Annotated in this window: 16 protein-coding genes and 1 pseudogene; 10 read left to right on the top strand and 7 right to left on the bottom strand. The window is 64.4% G+C overall.

Features of this window, described 5'->3' with window-relative positions:
* Positions 1-187: 187 nt before the first annotated feature.
* The 4 genes from FHT08_RS12000 to FHT08_RS11985 all read right to left on the bottom strand — a co-directional run bounded on the left by FHT08_RS12000 (position 188) and on the right by FHT08_RS11985 (position 2,296).
* Positions 188-580, bottom strand: coding sequence for a hypothetical protein (locus tag FHT08_RS12000; RefSeq protein WP_166775185.1), 393 nt, complete (start codon positions 578-580; stop codon positions 188-190).
* Positions 581-1,060: 480 nt separating this feature from the next.
* Positions 1,061-1,369, bottom strand: a complete 309-nt coding sequence (locus FHT08_RS11995; protein WP_166775184.1) for a hypothetical protein — start codon at positions 1,367-1,369, stop codon at positions 1,061-1,063.
* Between the two features lie 220 nt (positions 1,370-1,589).
* Positions 1,590-1,856, bottom strand: coding sequence for a hypothetical protein (locus tag FHT08_RS11990; RefSeq protein WP_166775183.1), 267 nt, complete (start codon positions 1,854-1,856; stop codon positions 1,590-1,592).
* Between the two features lie 56 nt (positions 1,857-1,912).
* Positions 1,913-2,296, bottom strand: coding sequence for a hypothetical protein (locus FHT08_RS11985; RefSeq protein WP_166775182.1), 384 nt, complete (start codon positions 2,294-2,296; stop codon positions 1,913-1,915).
* A 701-nt stretch (positions 2,297-2,997) separates the two neighbouring features.
* Here FHT08_RS11985 and FHT08_RS11980 point away from each other — a divergent pair.
* Positions 2,998-3,465: a phage integrase N-terminal SAM-like domain-containing protein gene (locus tag FHT08_RS11980; RefSeq protein ID WP_166775181.1), complete on the top strand. Its 468-nt coding sequence runs from the start codon at positions 2,998-3,000 to the stop codon at positions 3,463-3,465.
* A gap of 128 nt (positions 3,466-3,593) precedes the next feature.
* On the opposite strand, the gene ilvD is transcribed toward FHT08_RS11980, so the two are convergent.
* A complete protein-coding gene (ilvD, locus tag FHT08_RS11975) occupies positions 3,594-5,432 on the bottom strand; it encodes a dihydroxy-acid dehydratase (protein ID WP_166775180.1) in 1,839 nt (612 codons plus the stop codon).
* Positions 5,433-5,837: 405 nt separating this feature from the next.
* Here ilvD and FHT08_RS11970 point away from each other — a divergent pair, with 405 nt between their 5' ends.
* On the top strand, positions 5,838-7,205 hold the full coding sequence (locus FHT08_RS11970) for a cellulase family glycosylhydrolase (RefSeq protein ID WP_104607476.1): 1,368 nt from the start codon (positions 5,838-5,840) through the stop codon (positions 7,203-7,205).
* A 143-nt stretch (positions 7,206-7,348) separates the two neighbouring features.
* The gene (locus tag FHT08_RS20035) at positions 7,349-7,513 is read left to right on the top strand and encodes a proteinase inhibitor (protein ID WP_343204152.1); all 165 of its coding nucleotides are present in this window, start codon (positions 7,349-7,351) and stop codon (positions 7,511-7,513) included.
* A gap of 224 nt (positions 7,514-7,737) precedes the next feature.
* Here FHT08_RS20035 and FHT08_RS11960 read toward each other — a convergent pair whose 3' ends face one another.
* Positions 7,738-8,283 carry a gamma carbonic anhydrase family protein gene (locus FHT08_RS11960; protein WP_166775179.1) on the bottom strand — a complete coding sequence of 182 codons (546 nt, stop codon included), beginning with the start codon at positions 8,281-8,283 and terminating at the stop codon, positions 7,738-7,740.
* 1,007 nt (positions 8,284-9,290) lie between these two features.
* Between FHT08_RS11960 and FHT08_RS11955 the strand changes: the two genes are divergently transcribed.
* The 5 genes from FHT08_RS11955 (at position 9,291) to FHT08_RS11935 (ending at position 15,060) form a co-directional block, all read left to right on the top strand.
* Positions 9,291-10,535 carry an HD-GYP domain-containing protein gene (locus FHT08_RS11955; RefSeq protein ID WP_166775178.1) on the top strand — a complete coding sequence of 415 codons (1,245 nt, stop codon included), beginning with the start codon at positions 9,291-9,293 and terminating at the stop codon, positions 10,533-10,535.
* Positions 10,536-11,122: 587 nt separating this feature from the next.
* Entirely contained in the window at positions 11,123-11,599 is a 477-nt protein-coding gene (locus FHT08_RS11950) for a MarR family transcriptional regulator (protein WP_166775177.1), read from the top strand.
* 208 nt (positions 11,600-11,807) lie between these two features.
* Complete coding sequence (locus FHT08_RS11945; protein ID WP_166775176.1) at positions 11,808-12,749, top strand: transporter; 942 nt, start codon at positions 11,808-11,810, stop codon at positions 12,747-12,749.
* Positions 12,750-12,782: 33 nt separating this feature from the next.
* Positions 12,783-13,550, top strand: coding sequence for a coniferyl-alcohol dehydrogenase (locus FHT08_RS11940; RefSeq protein WP_104538780.1), 768 nt, complete (start codon positions 12,783-12,785; stop codon positions 13,548-13,550).
* Positions 13,551-13,578: 28 nt separating this feature from the next.
* Positions 13,579-15,060 (top strand): benzaldehyde dehydrogenase, encoded by a 1,482-nt coding sequence (locus FHT08_RS11935; protein ID WP_166775175.1) that lies wholly within the window; start codon positions 13,579-13,581, stop codon positions 15,058-15,060.
* A gap of 635 nt (positions 15,061-15,695) precedes the next feature.
* On the opposite strand, the pseudogene FHT08_RS11930 reads toward FHT08_RS11935, so the two are convergent.
* Positions 15,696-16,591: pseudogene (locus tag FHT08_RS11930) on the bottom strand (helix-turn-helix domain-containing protein).
* Positions 16,592-16,689: 98 nt separating this feature from the next.
* Here FHT08_RS11930 and pobA point away from each other — a divergent pair.
* Positions 16,690-17,874, top strand: a complete 1,185-nt coding sequence (gene pobA, locus FHT08_RS11925; RefSeq protein ID WP_166775174.1) for a 4-hydroxybenzoate 3-monooxygenase — start codon at positions 16,690-16,692, stop codon at positions 17,872-17,874.
* 259 nt (positions 17,875-18,133) lie between these two features.
* The gene (locus FHT08_RS11920) at positions 18,134-18,646 is read left to right on the top strand and encodes a nuclear transport factor 2 family protein (RefSeq protein ID WP_166775173.1); all 513 of its coding nucleotides are present in this window, start codon (positions 18,134-18,136) and stop codon (positions 18,644-18,646) included.
* The last annotated feature ends 131 nt before the right edge of the window (positions 18,647-18,777 follow it).

Below are 18,777 nucleotides of genomic sequence, written 5' to 3'. Positions count from 1 at the left end.
GAGGCAGCGGCGGCGCAGGGCAAGAGAGTCCTGGTGTGATGCCACTAGGTGAGAGCGACGGATACACCGAAGAACACGCGTAGCGCAACGAATAGCCGAAGCGCGCGATATCCAACTGACGTCTTTGTTGATTTCGGATGTGCGCGCATGGGCAGAGCGGCCTAACGCTTGAATGAAGTGTTGGGCCCTACCACCCCTGAGCCTGGGCAAATGACTCAAGGTGTCGCTGAAGTTTGGCAGCTAGCTCGGGTGACGTGTAGAACGCAAGATCAGGAGCGTCCACGTCATCCTTGAACGCAACGATCACCAAGCGCTCGTGCTTGCCATTCAAGTTGACAGAAAACTCCCAGTTTCCGCTTGTCTCAACCGGCAACGCATCTATTGCATTTGTGAGTGCGTCGGGGTCGAGGCTGGTACTGACGGAGCTAGACAACTCATGCAGGAATGGCCCAACTCCGTCTTGATCGAAGTTCATGGAAGCCTCGGAGAGGCCAGAGACGTCAAGCGTCGGAGTGGATGCCGAGCAGGCTACGCCTGATGCGAAGAGGAGGAAAGCAACAGCTGCAACGATCTTTCTCATAGGGACTGACACCTGGGTTAAGCCGGTCCGCGAAGCGGCTTCGGATTGAATGAATTGTCAGGCCGCATGCTGATACGTCACGGCGGCAAATCCAATGATTGCTGCAAGGACAAGCATGACAATCCAGCCTGATCTCTGATGGAACGGCACTGGGTTGCACCCAATCTGCGCTTCCGCCGCCGAAGCGTTAACTATCCAGCCGTGGGAGCAAACGGGGCAAATGAGCTGGTACTGCTTGGAGATAACCCATCCGAAAAGATGGTAGAAGTGTCCGTACGTGTACTTGAGACGCAGTGTAAAGACTTGCTCTTGCTCGCATCTCTGGCAGTGTTCATGCTCTGCTAGGTCGAAGGTCAGCACACGCTCGCCCCATCCCCAAAGAATCATCTGTCTCTCTCGAAATATCCTTAGCGGTCCAGCAACTGGATTAAACAGAACCGCGAACTGGATCCGGCTTGAACGACTTGCCAGGCGTCGCCACTAGTCACTGCTCCCGGCACAGCCAGAGTCCCCCGCATCGCAACCGGAAAAACCAGCGTCCTGACCACCCGATGCGCCACCATCGGATGACAGATAGAGCGGGTCACTTGTATCGGACGACGTGGAGCCAGCTGCCTGAGAAGAAGCAAATGCCGCACAAACCACCGCGCCAATGACTGGAACAAGCCAGATGAGGGCAACTTGCAATGCGCGTTGTGATGGCGACAGCACCGAAACGCGAAGCACGGCAACCGATGCGACGATATTGCCAAGAGCAAGTACCACACCCAATAGAAGTATCAACTCCATCCAAGCCTCCAAAGTCGCCTGACTATTACCGGGGCTACCCGTGTGGCGAACGCTGCCCAGCGAGATCACGGCGGCGACAATTCCCGACCAAATAACGGTGGGCAAGCTGAAAAATGATGGGTCCGTCGGCATTTTTTCCCGAGGGCTAACGCCTGAATTAAGCCGGTCCCGCGAAGCGGGTTCGGCTTGAACGAATGTTAGCGCGCGTGCCGCGCGCCCTCTAGCTGCTGCACTTTGTAGTGTGATCTGAGAGCCAATACTCAACGCCAAGAAGAGAGCCGCAGGCCAGAACAGTGGCCGGAAGCCAGAACATGAAAAAGATCGTCAATTGGAATTGCCAAGTGTAAACGTAGAGGTCGCCGATTGGCGGTCCAGCCAGCAAGGCCTTCGCTTGGAAGTAGAACCAAATGGCTGCACAAGCAATCACCATCGCCAGTTGAACTAGCGCGAGCTTCCAGAATTTTGGGGGCCAAACTTTCTTGCTCATGCGTCCTAGCGCCCGAGTTAAGCCAACCCACGAAGCGGTTCGGCTTGAATGAATTGTCAGGCCGCACGCCGCCGCCCCGTGAACGCACCAACGCCGCCGCCAATAAGCCCGTAAATTGCGCCCAAGACTACGACGAATGTTGCAGTGTAGAGCCAAGTTGACAGGGTAAGAGTACCTGCGGCAAGGCGGCCTGGACCAGTGGCCCAAGAGATGGCCCAGCCAAGCGTTGCATCAGTCATGCCCATAGCTACACCGAGAAAAACTGCAGCCCAGAACCCAAACTTACGAGCAGCGAAGAATGAAAATGCGATGTAGAGGATAGCGGATCCCAACGCTGCGTAGGTGTAAGGAAAGCCGAGGACGAGGGACGCGAGAGATGCGATCGCATCAAACACGATCACTGCCAAACACGATAGCGCGAAGAATTTGAGAGCTTGCAAGAGAGTCCCCTGTGAGGCCTAACACCTGAGTTAAGCCGCGCCGCGAAGCGGCGTCAGCTTGAATGAATTGTTAGGCACCTCCCGAAACACGCAGAGTCGCTGATACGGCGCCCACTTTGATGCTAAAGCCGCTCATGAAGTTGGCCGTAAGGTGGTTGCAGCCCTCAGACGGTCTACTTGAGGCGAATGCACGCATCTCAGCCAATACGTCGTCCCACATGAATCCAAGGGAGTCCAAGCAGTTATCCTCGGAGAATGGAACTGTCGGGTCTCGCTCCTGGGCTTTGAACAAGTACACCCCCGCAAAGCTGAGTGAGAGCTCAGGCGGGTCTGATGGCTTTACCCAATCGCCGGTGCCACGGTGCCAATGTAGCTCTAACGTCTGTTGCGCTGGGGCGTATGACATGCCCTGAAAGTCAAAGTTGTTGTGTAGGTCAAAACGGTCAAGCCCGCGCTCAAGCGCGATAAAGTCTTCAGCAATTGAAAAGCCAATTAGCTGCATGCGGTGCCTAACCACGATTGGACCGCCTGAGAGCGGTGTTGCGCCAAGTATCGACTAAGGCCGGAGGTCTGGGAAGGAGGATTCCTATTCCGCGGCAATAACTTGCCGGATGGCCACCGGCAGTCCTTGCGCCGATGCTGGTAGCGTGATCCGACGTTTGCGCAGGCGTATGCGTTACACCCGTGGCGATGCAAGCGCAATGACGCATCTGACTCCGAAGCTGTTGGATCAGGTCCGTGTTCGGCTGCGGCTTCACTACAGCCTGCGTACCGAGCAGGCGTCTGTGGGCTGGATCCGACGCTTCATTCTGGAAAACGGCAAACGGAATCCAGGACAGATGCGGCGGTTAGAGGTCGAGGCGTTTCTCACCGAACTGGCGACGCAGGGCAAGGTGTCGGCCGGCACGCAACATCAGGCGCTGGCGGCGCTGCTGTTCCTGTATCGCGAGGTCTTGGGGGCGGAGTTGCCCTGGATGGAGAAACTGCAGCGCGCCAAGCGAGCGCGGCCCATTCCGGTGGTGCTCTCGGCCAAGGATGTCGCGCGCACCATGCAGGAGCTGTTGGGCCACCAGGATGTGGCGACCACGCAGATCCACACGCATGTGCTGGGGCGCGGGGCGTCGGCGATGCGCAGCCCAGTGGATGGGCTGCGCATCGGCGGTGGATGACGCTGCGGGCAAGCAAAGCCAACCCGCTGTGGCGGTTGCGGTCAGGCGTCGGGACTGAAGGCCTTCCACAGTCCGATGCCCGGATGCGATGAAGACCGCTGAGAATCCGCAGTCTTCATCGCAACGCCTCAGCCGTCCAACAACGCCTTGTCGCGCACCGCACCCTTATCCGCACTGGTCGCCAGCAACGCATACGCCTTCAACGCGGTGGTGACCTTGCGTGGGCGCACCTCGACCGGCTTCCAGCCATTGGCATCTTGCTCTGCGCGACGAAGAGCAAGTTCCTCGTCCGAGATCAGCAGATTGATCGAACGATTGGGGATGTCGATCAGGATCTTGTCGCCGTCGCGTACCAGGCCGATCGCGCCGCCTGCGGCGGCTTCCGGCGAGGCGTGGCCGATCGACAGGCCCGAGGTGCCGCCGGAAAAACGGCCGTCGGTGAGCAGGGCGCATTGCTTGCCCAGGCCCTTGGATTTGAGATAGCTGGTGGGGTAGAGCATTTCCTGCATGCCGGGGCCGCCCTTGGGGCCCTCGTAGCGGATCACCACGATGTCGCCGGCTTTCACTTCGTCGGCCAGGATGCCCTTGACCGCCGAATCCTGGCTCTCAAAGACGCGCACATTGCCTTCGAAGACGTGGATGGATTCGTCCACGCCCGCGGTCTTCACCACGCAGCCGTCGCGGGCGATATTGCCGTACAGCACGGCCAGGCCGCCCTCCTGCGAGAACGCATGCGCGACATCGCGGATGCAGCCTTCGCTGCGATCGGTGTCCAGGCTGTCCCAGCGGGTGGCCTGGCTGAAGGCAATCTGCGTGGGGATGCCGGCCGGGCCGGCTTTGTAGAACGTGTGCACGGTTTCCGCGTCGGTCTGGGTGACATCCCACTGCGCGATGGCATCGGCCAGCGTGCGTGCGTGCACCGTGGCCGCGTTGGTATGCAGCAGCCCGCCGCGTGCCAGCTCGCCGAGGATGGCCATGATGCCGCCGGCGCGGTGCACGTCTTCGATGTGGTACTTGGGCGTGTTCGGCGCGACCTTGCACAGCTGCGGCACGCGCTTGGACAGGCGGTCGATATCGCGCATGCCGAACGGCACGTCGCCTTCCTGCGCGGCGGCGAGCAGATGCAGGATGGTGTTGGTCGAGCCGCCCATCGCGATATCCAGCGTCATCGCATTCTCGAAGGCCTCAAAGGTGGCGATGCCGCGCGGCAGCGCCGTGGGGTCTTCGCCGCCGTACCAGCGATGGCACAGCTCCACCGCCACGCGTCCGGCGCGCAAAAACAATTGCTCGCGGTCGGCGTGCGTGGCTACCACAGTGCCGTTGCCCGGCAGCGACAGGCCCAATGCCTCGGTCAGGCAGTTCATCGAGTTGGCGGTGAACATGCCCGAGCACGAGCCGCAGGTGGGGCAGGCACTGCGCTCGAACTCGGCCACCTTTTCGTCGGAGGCGCTGTCGTCGGCGGCGATCACCATCGCGTCGATCAGGTCGAGCTTGTGTTCGGCCAGCTTGGTCTTGCCGGCTTCCATCGGCCCGCCGGAGACGAACACGGTGGGGATGTTGAGCCGCAGCGCGGCCATCAACATGCCGGGGGTGATCTTGTCGCAATTGGAAATGCACACCAGCGCGTCGGCGCAATGCGCGTTGACCATGTATTCGACCGAGTCGGCGATGATCTCGCGGCTGGGCAGCGAATACAGCATGCCGTCGTGACCCATGGCGATGCCGTCGTCCACGGCGATGGTGTCGAACTCCTTGGCCACGCCGCCGACGCGTTCGATCTCGCGCGCGACCAGCTGGCCGAGATCCTTCAGGTGCACGTGCCCGGGCACGAACTGCGTAAACGAGTTGGCGATGGCGATGATGGGCTTGTGGAAGTCGCCATCGCGCATGCCGGTGGCGCGCCACAGTGCGCGGGCGCCGGCCATGTTGCGGCCGTGGGTGGAGGTCTTGGAGCGGTACTCGGGCATGGCGAATTCAGCGGTGATCGGCGAGCGGTGGCTGGCAATTAGACCGCGTCGTGACTGTTGCTGCTGCAACGGTCGCGGCGCGCTCCGGTGATCCGGCACGGTAGCACGCGAGCGATGGCACGCCGTGCCGGTGGGGAGGGCGCGGGCAGGGCGCGCATTGCACAGGCAGCGCCGGAGCGTTCGCCGGCACGGCGCTCGAACACGCGCCTCCCGCACGCGGCGCCCGCTCGTCGGCGTGGCATGTAATGCGATGTAAACGTATGCGGGGTTGCATGCAGTGCCCGGAGTGCAAACCGGAGCGCAGATCGCGCCGCTGCCACACCTGCACCATCGCCGTCAGACCGGTGCGGCAGAGGGGAGCACCACCGCCAAGGATCTCCACCAACGGCACCGCAGGAGGCGCCCATGTCCGACCATCCACACCCACGCCGCACGGCACCGGCAGCCTCGCACCCCATCGACCAGACGCCGGCAGCAATAGCCGGCATCACCCGCCGTCGCGTGCTGCAGGGCGCAGCCGGCGCGGTGGCACTGGCTGGCCTCGGGTGGGGCGGCCGCGCGGCTGCGCAGAGCGCCACCCTGCCGTTCGCGGGCCTGAACCTGTCGGGCCTGGCCTCCAACAGCTATGTGGAGAATGCGGAGATCGGCACGCACTACCGCGCCATTACCGCACAGCACGTGGCTGCCGCCGGCGCCTGCCCGCTGTTCCGGCTGCCGACCACCGCCGCGCGCTTCACGCGGGGGCAGGGCCTGGCCTTGAACGAGACCTACTGCAGCCAGGTCCAGGATGCGCTGGACCACATCGCCGCCCGCGGCAAGCGCGCCATCGTGGAGCTGCACGACTCCATGCGCCTGCCGCAGCGGGTGGCCGTCAAGTCGGGCTATCGGCGCGACGCCAGCGGCGCGCTTGTGGATGCGCGCGGCAACCGCATCGACGATGCGGCGGCCGCCGCGGTCTGGGCCGACACCTATCCGCTGCGCAACTTCGGCTACCAGGGCTATTTCGATCGCCGCGACGGGCTGCTCAAGCTGTACGAGTACCGCGTGATCGGCACGCCGGGGTGCACGCTCTACAACGCGTCCGGCCTGCCCGACCTGTGGGCACGCATCGTCAACCGGTTCCGGCAGCACCCGGCGGTGTTCGGCTGGGGCGTGATGAACGAGCCCTATCAGGGCGACGAGCGCGCCGCCGACGGCAGCGTGCTGTCGATGGCGGCGCACTGGCAGAACACCGCCACCGCGTGCTGCAAGACCATCATCGATCGCGACCGCGACCACTTCGTGTTCGTGTGCGGCAACGGCTATGCCAGTGCCCGGCTCTGGCAGAAGGATTCGATGGGCCTGTTCGACATCCCCGATCCCTACAACCGCATCGTCTACGAAGCGCACAACTATCTGGACAACAACGGGGCTGGCGGCGGCAACTGGGTCGGACCGGGCGGGCGCAACGAAGTGATCCAGCCCGATACCGGCATCACGATGGTGACGCCCTTCATCGACGCCCTGCGGGATGCCGGCAAGCGCGGTTATCTCGGCGAGCACGGCTACCCGGCCGGCAACCGCAGCGCGGAGGTCGCCACCACGCGCATGCTGGCCCATCTGCAGGCGAACAATATCCCCAGCACGCAATGGTGCTTCGGCCCCGGTTGGCCGGATGACGACGTGCTCGGCATGAGCCGCGACGTGGGCGCGGACATCCAGGCCAAGAGCAATCTCGCTGCCGTTCAGGCCTTTTTCGACGTGCGCCTGTCCAGCTACATCCCTCCGCGCTAGCCACGCTGCCGCTGCCGGCAGGTGGCGGCGGTTTACACTGGTGGCATGCGCAAGAACATCCCGTGCCGCGCCGGCTGCGCGGCCTGCTGCATCGCGCCGTCGATCAGCTCGGCCATCCCCGGCATGCCGCAGGGCAAGCCGGCGTGCCCTGCGTGCAGCTCGACGGCCAGGGCCGTTGCCGCCTGTTCGGGTTGCCGACGCGGCCGGCGGTGTGCGCCAGCCTGCGTCCGTCCGAGGACATGTGCGGCGCATCGCGCGCCCAGGTGCTGATCACGTTGACGGCACTGGAGCACGCCACGCGGCCGTGAGCCGCGGCAGGTCACCGGCGCCCCTGACTGGCGCCACGTGAATTGCGCCTGGCTGCGGGTCCGCGCTGCCAGGGCGGCGCGGCCTGCCGCGTGTTCCTGCCGTCACCTCTGCGCGCCGGCATGCCGGCCGCGTCAGACAAGAGTGTATGCAGCAGGCGCATGACGGCGCATCCGCATCGCACGATGCCGGTGCCGGTCTGCAGCCGTAGCGCAGGGACAAGGATTCAGTCGGTGCTGGAGAGGCCCAGATACTGGTCCTTGAGCCGCACATAATGCTGCGCCGAATAATGCAGGCTCTCGATTTCCTTGTCGCTGAGCGTGCGGGCCAGCCGTGCGGGATTGCCCAGCCACAACTCGCCTTCGCCGACGATCTTGCCCGGGCCGACGACCGCCCCGGCGCCGACAAAGCCGTAGCGCTTGACGGTGGCGCCGTCGAGCACGCACGCGCCCATGCCGATCAGGCACAGGTCTTCGATGGTGCAGGCATGCAGGATGGTGCCGTGGCCGACCGTGACGTCGGCGCCGATCACGGTCGGGTAGCCGGCCTTATTGAACGGGCTGTGGTGGCTGACGTGGATGATGGTGCCGTCCTGCACGTTGGTGCGTGCGCCGATCTGCACATGATTGACGTCGCCGCGAATCACCGTGCCCGGCCACACCGACACGTCATCGCCCAGGCTCACCTTGCCGATGATGGTGCAGGCAGGATCGACATAGACGCGTGCGCCCAGTTGCGGGGTATGTTCCAGGAACGAGCGAATCGGGGTCACGATGATCTCCGGCATGTCGGCGGGCCGCCCGGTGCGGGGCACTGCCTGCATGATAGCGGGCGAGCGCCGGCACGCGGGAGGCGCTGGCGTGGCAGTGGAACCATCTGGCTGTGGCCCTGCATGACGCAGCGGCCCAGCGTGTTGGAACAGCCGGCGCCAGAATCTGTGAGGCTACGCCGGCACTCTTGCTGCAGCTTCGAATGGATCGCGTTGCAGCACTGCGCGTGGCGATTTGCAGTCATACGCATCCAGCGGCGTTCAACGCACTGCCACCAACAGTTATATGCTGTTGAACGACGCGCAAGGTTGATCGCTTCCGCGCAGGCAATGCGCACACCGCAAATGCCGTTGTGCAGACAGGCCAACGAATGCCTGGAGAGCCGGGCGAAGCGCTCTGCCGCCTTGCCCGACAAGCGCACAGCCATGCATGCCGCTGTCTTGAACGCCCCTGCGATCGGCCTAGCGTGCCGGTGCGTTTTTGCAGGACGGTGGTCGTTGTTGTGTTGCAGTGCCGATGCACTGTCGAAGGCCGTCGCAGTTGCGAGCGTGCTTGCGTCTTGATCGTGGTGGCGCTGCGTGGTCGCGTGGTCACGCGTGAGGCTGCCAATGCCGTTGCGCTTCCTGCACCAGCATCATCCGTTGACCCAGCGCGCCATGACACCTGCAAGTTCGTGCTGGAGTGCATCACGCCGTTTCAAGTAGAGAATGGGAGATCGGGGTGGGCCGCTTCGGCGCGATCGCCTCGCCGCTGTGCGGGGGGCGTACTGGTGGACGCTGGCCGGTTGCCGGCGGCCCCGGATCTGGCCTGCAGTGTGTCGCCGATGCGTGCGGCCATCGCCGTGCTGGGTATGCGCCAGCCGGTGCGCTGAACTGCTCGGCCGGCGGTCGTCGCATGGCGCTAGCGAAGTCGACCTTACCAAAGAAATCCCGCGCACTGCCGATAACCCGACAGACCCTCCATCGTCATGGCGGGCTCTTCCGCGGACCCTTTGCAGATCAGCGCCGGCATGCTCAGAACCATCGACTCAGATCAACTCCGCCCCGGCATGTATGTCTACAAGCTGCTGGGCGCGTGGGTGCACCATCCGTTCTGGAAGACCTCGTTCCTGGTCGATTCGGACGACGTGGAGAAGATCCATGGCAGCCGGATCGAGCAACTGGTGATCGACACCGCGCGTGGGCTGGACCTGGACACGGCAGCGCCGGGCGCACTCGATCCGCAGCCTGAGCCGGAGCAACCGCCGCCGCCGGCACCGGAACCCCCCGAGCCGGCCACCACCGCGCGCACCGCGCGAACCAATAGCGTCACCGCACAGGTCGGTATCGAGTCCGAAGTGGTGCGCGCGCGCAAGATCTTCGAAGACGGCCGCGACATGGTCGAGGCGATGTTCCGCGATGTGCGGCTGGGACGCACCGTCGACACCGAGGCGGCGATGCCGCTGGTGGAAGCCATCAACGATTCGGTCCTGCGGCATCCGCAGGCCTTGATCAGCGTGGCAAGGCTCAAGACCGCCGACGACTACACCTATCTGCATTCGATGGCCGTGGCCGGCCTGATGAGCGGGCTGGCGCGTCAGCTCGGTCTGCCCGAAGGGCAGGTCGTCGAGGCGGCCATGGGCGGCCTGCTGCACGACATGGGCAAGGCGGTGACGCCGCTGGACATCCTCAACAAGCCCGGCAAGCTCACCGACGAAGAAATGGAGATCATGCGCCAGCACCCGCTGGACGGTCATCGCCTGCTGTTGGCCGGCGGCGTGCAGAACGCGGTGGTGCTGGAGATCGCGCTGCACCATCACGAAAAAATGGACGGCAGCGGCTATCCGAACCGGTTGGCGGGCGAGAACATCGCGCTGATGTCGCGGATGGGCGCGGTGTGCGATGTGTACGACGCCATCAGTTCGGACCGTCCCTACAAGCGCGGTTGGGATCCGGCCGAATCGCTCAAGCGCATGGCGTCGTGGCAGGGACATTTCGATCCGGCAGTGTTCCAGGCCTTCGTGCGCCGGCTGGGGATTTATCCGGTCGGCTCGTTGGTGCGGCTGGAGTCGCAGAAACTGGCAGTGGTGATCGAGCAGACCCCCGATGCGCTGCTCAAGCCCAGGGTGCGCGTGTTCTATTCGGCCAAGCTGCGCAGCCATGTGCTGGTGCAGGACATCGACCTGTCGCGCCCGGACTGCCAGGACCGCATCGCGCAGATGGAAAGCCCCACCGACTGGGGTTTCCGCGATCTTGAGAAGCTCTGGCTGCCGTAATCCGTAGTCCGTAATCCGCTGGCCACAGGCCGCGCGCATGCACGCGGCCTACCTGGCGCGGAGATGCGCTGGGCGAGTGGGCTGGGTCCGCAGGCGTCGTCTGGCGACGGCGGCAGCCTTGCCGTCGTAATTGCCACCATCGCTGCCAGGCCCGGCATACCCCGCGCGCACCTGCGCCAGGCTCGCCGGTCACAGGCGGTTGCCGCCACGCCCGCCAGGCCCATCGGCCCACCTGGTCAACCTGGCGAGCACGACCATGCTGCGCTGCAGCTTGGCAATATAGTTATGATCCATAACTATTGTGCAACGCAATCACCTGCCGGCCCCGGACCCCATGCCTCAGCTCTGCCTGGATGACCGTCGCTTCTCACACCTGCCTGCCGTCGCATGCGGCCGCCATGTGCAAGCGCCGGACTGGCGTCAGCCTGTGGCGGCCTGCCTGCACGGCGGTGCCACGCGGTTGGCGGCCACGCCCACATCGGCATGCCTGCGCGCGTCTACAATGCAGCTCATGCCGCGGATCGGCGTTGCGGGCGGCGAGCGTTGCGCGCACCGGTTCGTCCGTTGTCTTCGTTGCGAGAACCGTCATGTCCGTCACTGCCACTGCCGCATCGCTGCAGGATGCCGTCACCACGGTGGATCAGGCACGCCTGCTGCGGCTGCTGGGCTACCGCATCACCCGCACCGAGTTGCTGGTACGGCGGATGTTTCAGGACTGCGTGGCTGCGTTCGATCTCAAGCCGGTCGACTTCTCGCTGCTGATGCTGGTGGACGGCAACCCGGGCATCAACCAGCGCCAGATCGGCGACGTGCTGCACGTGTCGGCGCCCAACCTGGCGATCGTGGTGGCACGCCTGGTCAAGCGCCGCCTGCTGCGGCAGGTACGGGGGCGCCAGGACCGGCGCATGCAGCATCTGTCGCTGACCAGCGCCGGCGTGGCCCTGCTGTGCGCTGCCGAGGCCGAGGTGCTGCGCATGGAACAGCAACTCAGCGCGGTGCTTGGCAGCAGCGAGGCGCCGTTGCTGCGCGCACTCGACCGGCTCGACCGTCTGGACACCGCGTAACCCGCCGCTGCCGTGCAGGCGCACGGCCAGCTTTCCTGTTGACCTGCGCACGCGCCGTTGCCGGCGTGTCGATCGCGCCTGCCTGACCGTTGTTCCGCCGCAGTTCCCGCTGTCCCTCCCAATGCTGGAGATGTTCGCAGTGAGCTATCGATCGGTCCTGTCTGGGTTGTCTTCCCGCGCGTCGGCGCTGCGCCGTGCAGCGCTTGGCATGCTGTCGCTGCTTGCTGCCGGCACGGCCGGCGCACAGAGCCTGCCCCAGATTACGACGCTGACCAACGGCATCAATACCGGCGGCACCAGCTATCTGGACGGCTTCACCCGCACCACGCCCGGCTGGGCGGTGATCACCTATCTGCGCCAGAGCTCACTGGACGCGATCAAGGATTCCCGCGGCAACGACGTGCCGGTGTTCGACCGCCCACGCATCGATTCCACGCTGCTGCTGACCCAGGTCGCCTATGTCACCCCGTACAAGCTCTTCCGGGGCGCACTGGGCATCAACACGCTGCTGCCGCTGATCAACCTGGATGCTTCGTTCGGGCGCAACAGCATTGCCAGCTTGCGCGACAACGGCGCCGGCGTGGGCGACCTGACCTTCGGCCCGTATCTGCAGATGCTGCCGGTGATCCGCAATGGCAGGCCGGTGTTTTCGCAGCGTTTCGAAATCGATGCGATCGCGCCGATCGGCAAGTTCGACCGCGATCGCGACCTCAATCAGGGCGCCGGCTACTGGTCGCTGGTGCCGCAATATGCGTTCACCGTGTTCCCGATGCCCAACTGGGAAGTCAGCGCACGCATCAACTACATCTACAACTTTCGCAGCGAGCGGCGGCCGAACCTGCCACCGGGCTTCGAGTTCCGCAACGGTCAGGCCGGCGACGCGGGCTGGATCAACGTCGCCACCTCCTGGGAAGTGGTACCCAATATCCGGCTTGGCGTGAATGCCTATTACCTCACCCAGTTCCGCGATAACCGCACCAATGGGCAACGCGTGGCCGACACCCGCCAGAGCGTGTTCTATGCGGGGCCCGGTGGCGTGTGGCGGATGGATGCCAACAACATGCTGTTTGCCAATGTGTATCTGCCGGTGGAGGTCAAGAACGCCGCCTCCGGCAACAACGTCAACCTGCAGTACGTCCATGTGTTCTAGCGCCGGTACATCCGGCCTCTTCGGAGAGTGGCAATGAATTTGCAGAACAAGACGATCGTGGTCACCGGCGTGGCATCGGGCATCGGTGCCGAAGTCGCGCGCCTGGCCCGCTTCCATGGCGCCACGGTGATCGGCGTCGATCGCACGCCGGTGCAGATGTCGCTGCACGGGTTCCACCAGGCCGATCTCGGCGACCCGGCGTCCATCGATGCGCTGGTGCAGGCCTTGCCGGCGCGTGTCGATGCGCTGGCCAATGTGGCTGGCGTTCCCGGTACCGCGCCGCTGGAGGCGGTGGCGCGCGTCAACTATCTGGGCCTGCGCCATTTGAGCCAGGCGCTGCTGCCGCGCATGGCGCCCGGCGGTTCCATCATCAATGTGGCCTCCATCCTGGGTGCCGAGTGGCCGCAGCGCCTGGAACTGCACAAGCAACTGTCCGCCACCGACAGCTTTGCGTCTGGCGATGCATGGCTGCAGGCGCATCCGGTGGCGCACGCCACCTGCTACCAGTACTTCAAGGAAGCGCTGATCGTGTGGACGCTGCTGCAGTCGCGGCCCTGGTTCGCCGAGCACGGCGTACGCGTCAACAACGTCTCGCCGGGGCCGGTGTTTACGCCGATTCTTGGCGACTTCGTCAGCATGCTCGGCGAGGAGCGCGTCAAGGAAGATGCCAGGCGCATGACGCGGCCGGCGTATGCCGACGAAGTGGCGGAGGCCATCGTGTTTCTCGCTTCCGATGCGGCGCGCTGGATCAACGGCATCACCCTGCCGGTCGATGGCGGGCTGGCGTCCACCACTCTGTAACACCACCCCCTCAGCAGGAGGCTAGACCATGAACGCTCTCCCCAATACCGCGATTGCCGCAAGCGCCGCTCCGGCGTGGCATGGCTGCATCTTCAATGGCGACTGGGTGCCCGGCAACGGCGGCACCGTGCAGATCATCGAGCCGGCCACCGGCACGCTGCTGCACGAAATCGGCAAGGCCGACCTGGCCGATGTCGCCGCTGCCGTGGCGCTGGCCAAGAAAGCGCAACGTACCTGGGCAGCCACTGCGCCGCGCGAGCGCGCTGCGGTGTTTCACCGGGCCGCGCAGCTGATGGAAGCGCGCAGTGCCGAAGCGGCGCTGCTGATCGCGCGCGAAACCGGCGGCATCCTGCCCAAGGCCCAGCGCGAAGTGAACGAGTCGGTGGTGATCTACCAGCAGTCTGCGGCGCTGCCGCTGCAGGCGGTTGGCCAGGTGCTGCCGACGGGCGCCGGCCAGCTCAGCCTGGCCCGGCACCTGCCGCTGGGCGTGATCGCAGTGATTTCCCCGTTCAATTTCCCGCTGATCCTGTCGCTGCGCTCGGTCGCCCCGGCGCTGGCGATGGGCAATGCGGTGGTGCTCAAGCCCGACCCGCGCACGCCGTATACCGGTGGCGTGGTCATCGCGCAGGTACTGGAAGAAGCAGGTTTGCCGAAGGGTTTGCTGCATGTACTGCACGGCGATGCAGCCATCGGACAGGCGCTGGTCGAGTCGCCGGATGTCCCGATGATTGCTTTCACCGGTTCCACCGCGGCCGGCCGGCGCATCGGCGAGATCGCTGGCCGGCATTTGAAGAAGGTGTCGCTGGAATTAGGCGGCAACAACGCGGTGATCGTGCTCGACGACGCGGATCTGGACAAGGCCGCCTCTGCAGTGGCATTCGGCGCCTACCTGCATCAGGGGCAGATCTGCATGGCCACCGGCCGGGTGCTGGTCCAGCGCGGGATTGCCGATGCATTCACGCAGCGGCTGGCCGAAAAAGCCAGGCATCTGCCGGTCGGCGATCCGGTTAGCGGCACCGTGGCACTGGGGCCGATCATCGACCAGCGCCAACTGCAGCGCGTGATCGATATCGTGGAAGACAGCGTTGCCGCCGGTGCGGTGGTGGAAGCCGGTGCCAGCAACGAAGGCCTGTTCTATGCGCCGACGGTGTTGTCCAACGTGCGCCCGGGCATGCGTGCCTTCGACGAAGAAGTCTTCGGGCCGGTGATCAACATCACCGTGTTCGATACCGACGAAGAAGCCGCGGACCTGGCCAACCATGGCGAGTACGGTCTGGCTGCGGGCATCCTGTCGGCGTCGGTGTCGCGTGCGATGCGCCTGGGCGACAAGCTTCACACCGGCCTGTTGCACATCAACGATCAGACCGTGGCCGATGAAGTCATTAATCCCTTCGGCGGGACCGGTGCGTCGGGCAACGGCACCAGTGTCGGCGGACCGGCCGATTGGGAGCAGTACACCCACTGGCAATGGCTGACGATCAAGAACGAAGTACCGCAGTACCCGTTTTGACCGGTGCGGCGCAACATACTGGGCGGTGGGGGTGCAGGCGAGCCGTGGATCAGCCGCTCCGGGGCCGATCTATCCGCAATGTTCAATTACTTTTAGGCAAAGCAACCAAGCGTTCGAGTGTCTTTATTGTTTCGAGACAGTCAGACGTTTACGTCTAAAGCCTGGTTGGTCGAGGGCGCGGTGCCCTTATCGCTTGCGGGACACGCCGTGAATCCGTCCGTGGAGGCTCCTTGGCGGCATCCATGCCGCCAAGGGTCCCGCAATCGGCAAGGACACCGCGCCAGAGAGTTGGTCGGTGGCTGGGTGAAAAGCCGCTTGTCGAACATGTGTCGGACCTCGAGCCAGCGCATCACTATCGAAACAACGCGCATCACGTACTGCTCTTACTGTTCTTAACTGTGCGCACCGACCATCTTGACGGGTCCTTGCCCGCCCACCGTCGCAGGACCTTGAGCGGCATGGATGCCGCGCCAGAGCCTACAAGGACGTACTTGCGGCGTGTCCCGCGATGGTGGGCGGGCGGGCCCTGCAGCCAATCTCCAGACCAGCCGCTCTTCAACCAACGCATCCCCATCGTTCAATCATCTTTCAAGACGATCGAGATCTCGCGCTTCAGTGGTTTTTGTCAGCCGCTCTTAATCGCCAGCGCGGAATTGCGTCGGCGAGCAGCCGGCATGGCGTGCGAAGTAGCGGCTGAAGTATGCAGCGTCGAAAAATCCTAGGCTGGCGGCGATCTGCTGCACGCTCAGGCTGGTGTAGCGCAGGCTGCGGCGTGCTTCGAGCATGATCCGGCGCTGCAGTAATTGCAGCGCCGAGGCGCCGGCCAGCCGCTGGCACAACGCGTTGAGATGACCCGGAGTCAGGCCCAGCTGCCCGGCATAGCGGGAGATCGGCCAATGCGCTCGGTAGTGCTGGTCGATCAGCGCCTGATAGCCACGGAGATGGCGTAATGCCGGGTCGGCGTACGGGCTCACCGCAGCCGCATCCTGCGCGTGCTCCAGCGCCGTGCGGGCGGTCCAGATCAACAGTTGCGCTGCGGCGGCGTGCAATGCGGCCTCGTGGCCGATGCGCCGGTATGCGTGATCGTCGGCAATGCTGGCGAACAGCGCGTCGAGCAATCCGCGTGCGTGCTGTGCCTGCAGGACCTGGGGGATGGTCAGTGCACGCTGCAATAGCGGCGCGGCACTCAACGCACTACGTACCAACGGCATGCACAAGGTGATGATGTGGCCACGTACCTGTGGATCGAATCTGAAACCATGCACGCACAGCGGTGGCAGCCAGATCACGCGTGCGCCACGCACGCGCTGGCTGCGGCCATCCAGCTGCAGCGTCGCCGGCCCGCGTTGCACGTACAGCAGTTGCGCCAGGTCTTCGTGCCGGTGCGGAGCGATGCGCCAGTCATGCAGCCGGCTGCGTGCGGCAATCGACTCCCAGTGCAGCAACTCCGGGTGTCGGCGTGCTGCTCGCCATACAGGCCGAAGGCGGGGACCGCTGTGGCTGCGGCGTTGGCGTGCGCGCGTGTGGGCATCGTCGAAAAGTCCAAGCACTGCGCGCAATCATCCCTTCAAAGCACGTGCTTGGCTACCCACACTGGCCTGCATCCGTCGGCTGAGGCAGGAGCATTGCATGCGAACCCAGATCGCGGTCATTGGCGCCGGCCCCTCCGGCCTGTTGCTGGGCGAGCTGTTGCTGCGGGCCGGTATCGATGCCGCGGTAATCGAGCGACAGACCCCGGAGCATGTGTTGGGGCGTATCCGCGCCGGCGTGCTGGAACAGGGCAGTGTGGAGCTGTTGCACCAAGCAGGCGTTGGCGCACGCGTGCAGCGCGAAGGCTTGCCGCATCACGGCTTCGAACTGTCGCTGGATGGCCGGCGGGAGCGCATCGATCTGCTGCGCGGCTGCGGGCGTAGTGTCACCGTCTACGGTCAGACCGAGGTCACCGCCGATCTGATGCACGCCCGTGCGCGCAGCGCTGCACCGACGTATTACAGCGCCCAGGACGTGACGCTGCGCGCGGTGGACAGCGATGCGCCCGCAGTGGAATTCACCCACGACGGCCGGCGCCTGCGTATCGACTGCGACTATATCGTCGGCTGCGACGGCTTCCATGGCATCAGCCGCGCCAGCATTCCGCCCGCGCGATTGCGCCTGTTCGAGCGGGTGTATCCGTTCGGCTGGCTTGGCGTGCTTGCCGACACCCCGCCGGTCCACGACGAGTTGATCTACGCGCAGCACCCACGCGGCTTTGCCTTGTGTTCGATGCGCTCGCCCACGCGCTCACGCTACTACGTGCAGGTACCGGCCGATGCGCGGGTGGAGGCATGGAGCGATCAGGCATTCTGGAACGAGTTGCGTGCGCGGTTGCCTGAGGCGCTGGCTGCGCAACTGGTCACCGCTCCATCGATCGAAAAGAGCATCGCGCCGTTGCGTAGCTTCGTCGCCGAACCCATGCAGTACGGGCGCCTGTTCCTGGCTGGCGATGCGGCGCATATCGTGCCGCCCACCGGCGCCAAGGGCCTGAATCTGGCGCTGGCCGATGTCGGGTTGCTGGCGCACTTGTTCGAGCGCTGGAACGCGCACGGCGATACCACGGTGCTGCAGCAGTATTCGGCGCTGGCGCTGCAGCGGGTGTGGAAGGCCGAACGGTTTTCATGGTGGATGACCACCTTGCTGCATACCTTCGACGACCAGGACGCGTTCACCGCACGCATTCATGCCGCAGAGCTGGATTATCTGCTGGGCAGCGAGGCCGGGCGCGCCACCCTGGCGGAAAACTATGCGGGGTTGCCGTTGGTGGAGCTGCCGGATTGAGCGCAGCATTGGCCGCCGTCGAGATGCCACATGCGTGCGGGAGAGAAAATCGACTGCCGTGGTTATCTTCTGATTACCATCAATACTGCAGGTGCCCTGGTGCACGCCAGGGCGGCTAGCGGGCGAGCGGACGCGGCCGTTAGGCTGGCGGCGACGCGTGGAAAAACCCTGTGTGCAAGGCGCGTCGTCCCTCAATCAACGGTGCACCGTGTTGGCATTCCGGCCGGCGCAGCGCCCGTCTCCACGTAAGGATTCCTCCATGAATAAGCTGTTTTCCCGCGCCTTGCTGCTGGTCATGCTGGTGGCGCCGGTGGCTGCCTTCGCGCAGACCGCAGTGACTGAAAATCCCGACCACCAGAAGATGCTGCTCGGATCCACCTGGCCCGAAACCGTCAACAAGCGGTTGGTCTACGATTTCTGGCGCATCGTATTCGAGGCTGGCCAGGTGCAGGAAGCGCCGAAATACATGGACAAGAACTACATCCAGCACAACCCGAACGTGGCGAACGGTCGCGACGCCTTCATCGCGTTCCTGACCGCGTTCGTGCCGCCGACGCCGGTACAGGCACGTGTGCAGTTGCCGCTGGTGGCCATCACTGCAGATCGCGATCTGGTCACGCTGGTGTCGGTGCGCACGCTGCCGGATCCGCGTGATCCCGGCAAGACCTATACCACCACCTGGTTCGACATGTTTCGCATCGAAAAAGGCCTGATCAAGGAGCATTGGGATCCGGACACGATTGCCGGCCGCGCCAATACCGGCGGACAATAATCGCTGCTGCATTGCAGGGCTGCAGCGTGCAGCCCTGCAATGCGTGATCCATGCAGGTCGTCGGCAACCATGCAAGCGGTTGACGAAAAAGGACAGCGCCCGCGTGGTGGCGGGCGTCGTCTTTTGAGGCA

This window comes from Xanthomonas sp. CFBP 8151 (genome assembly GCF_011761885.1).
GTDB lineage: Bacteria > Pseudomonadota > Gammaproteobacteria > Xanthomonadales > Xanthomonadaceae > Xanthomonas > Xanthomonas arboricola_B.
This window is presented reverse-complemented; position numbering and strand designations above follow the sequence as displayed.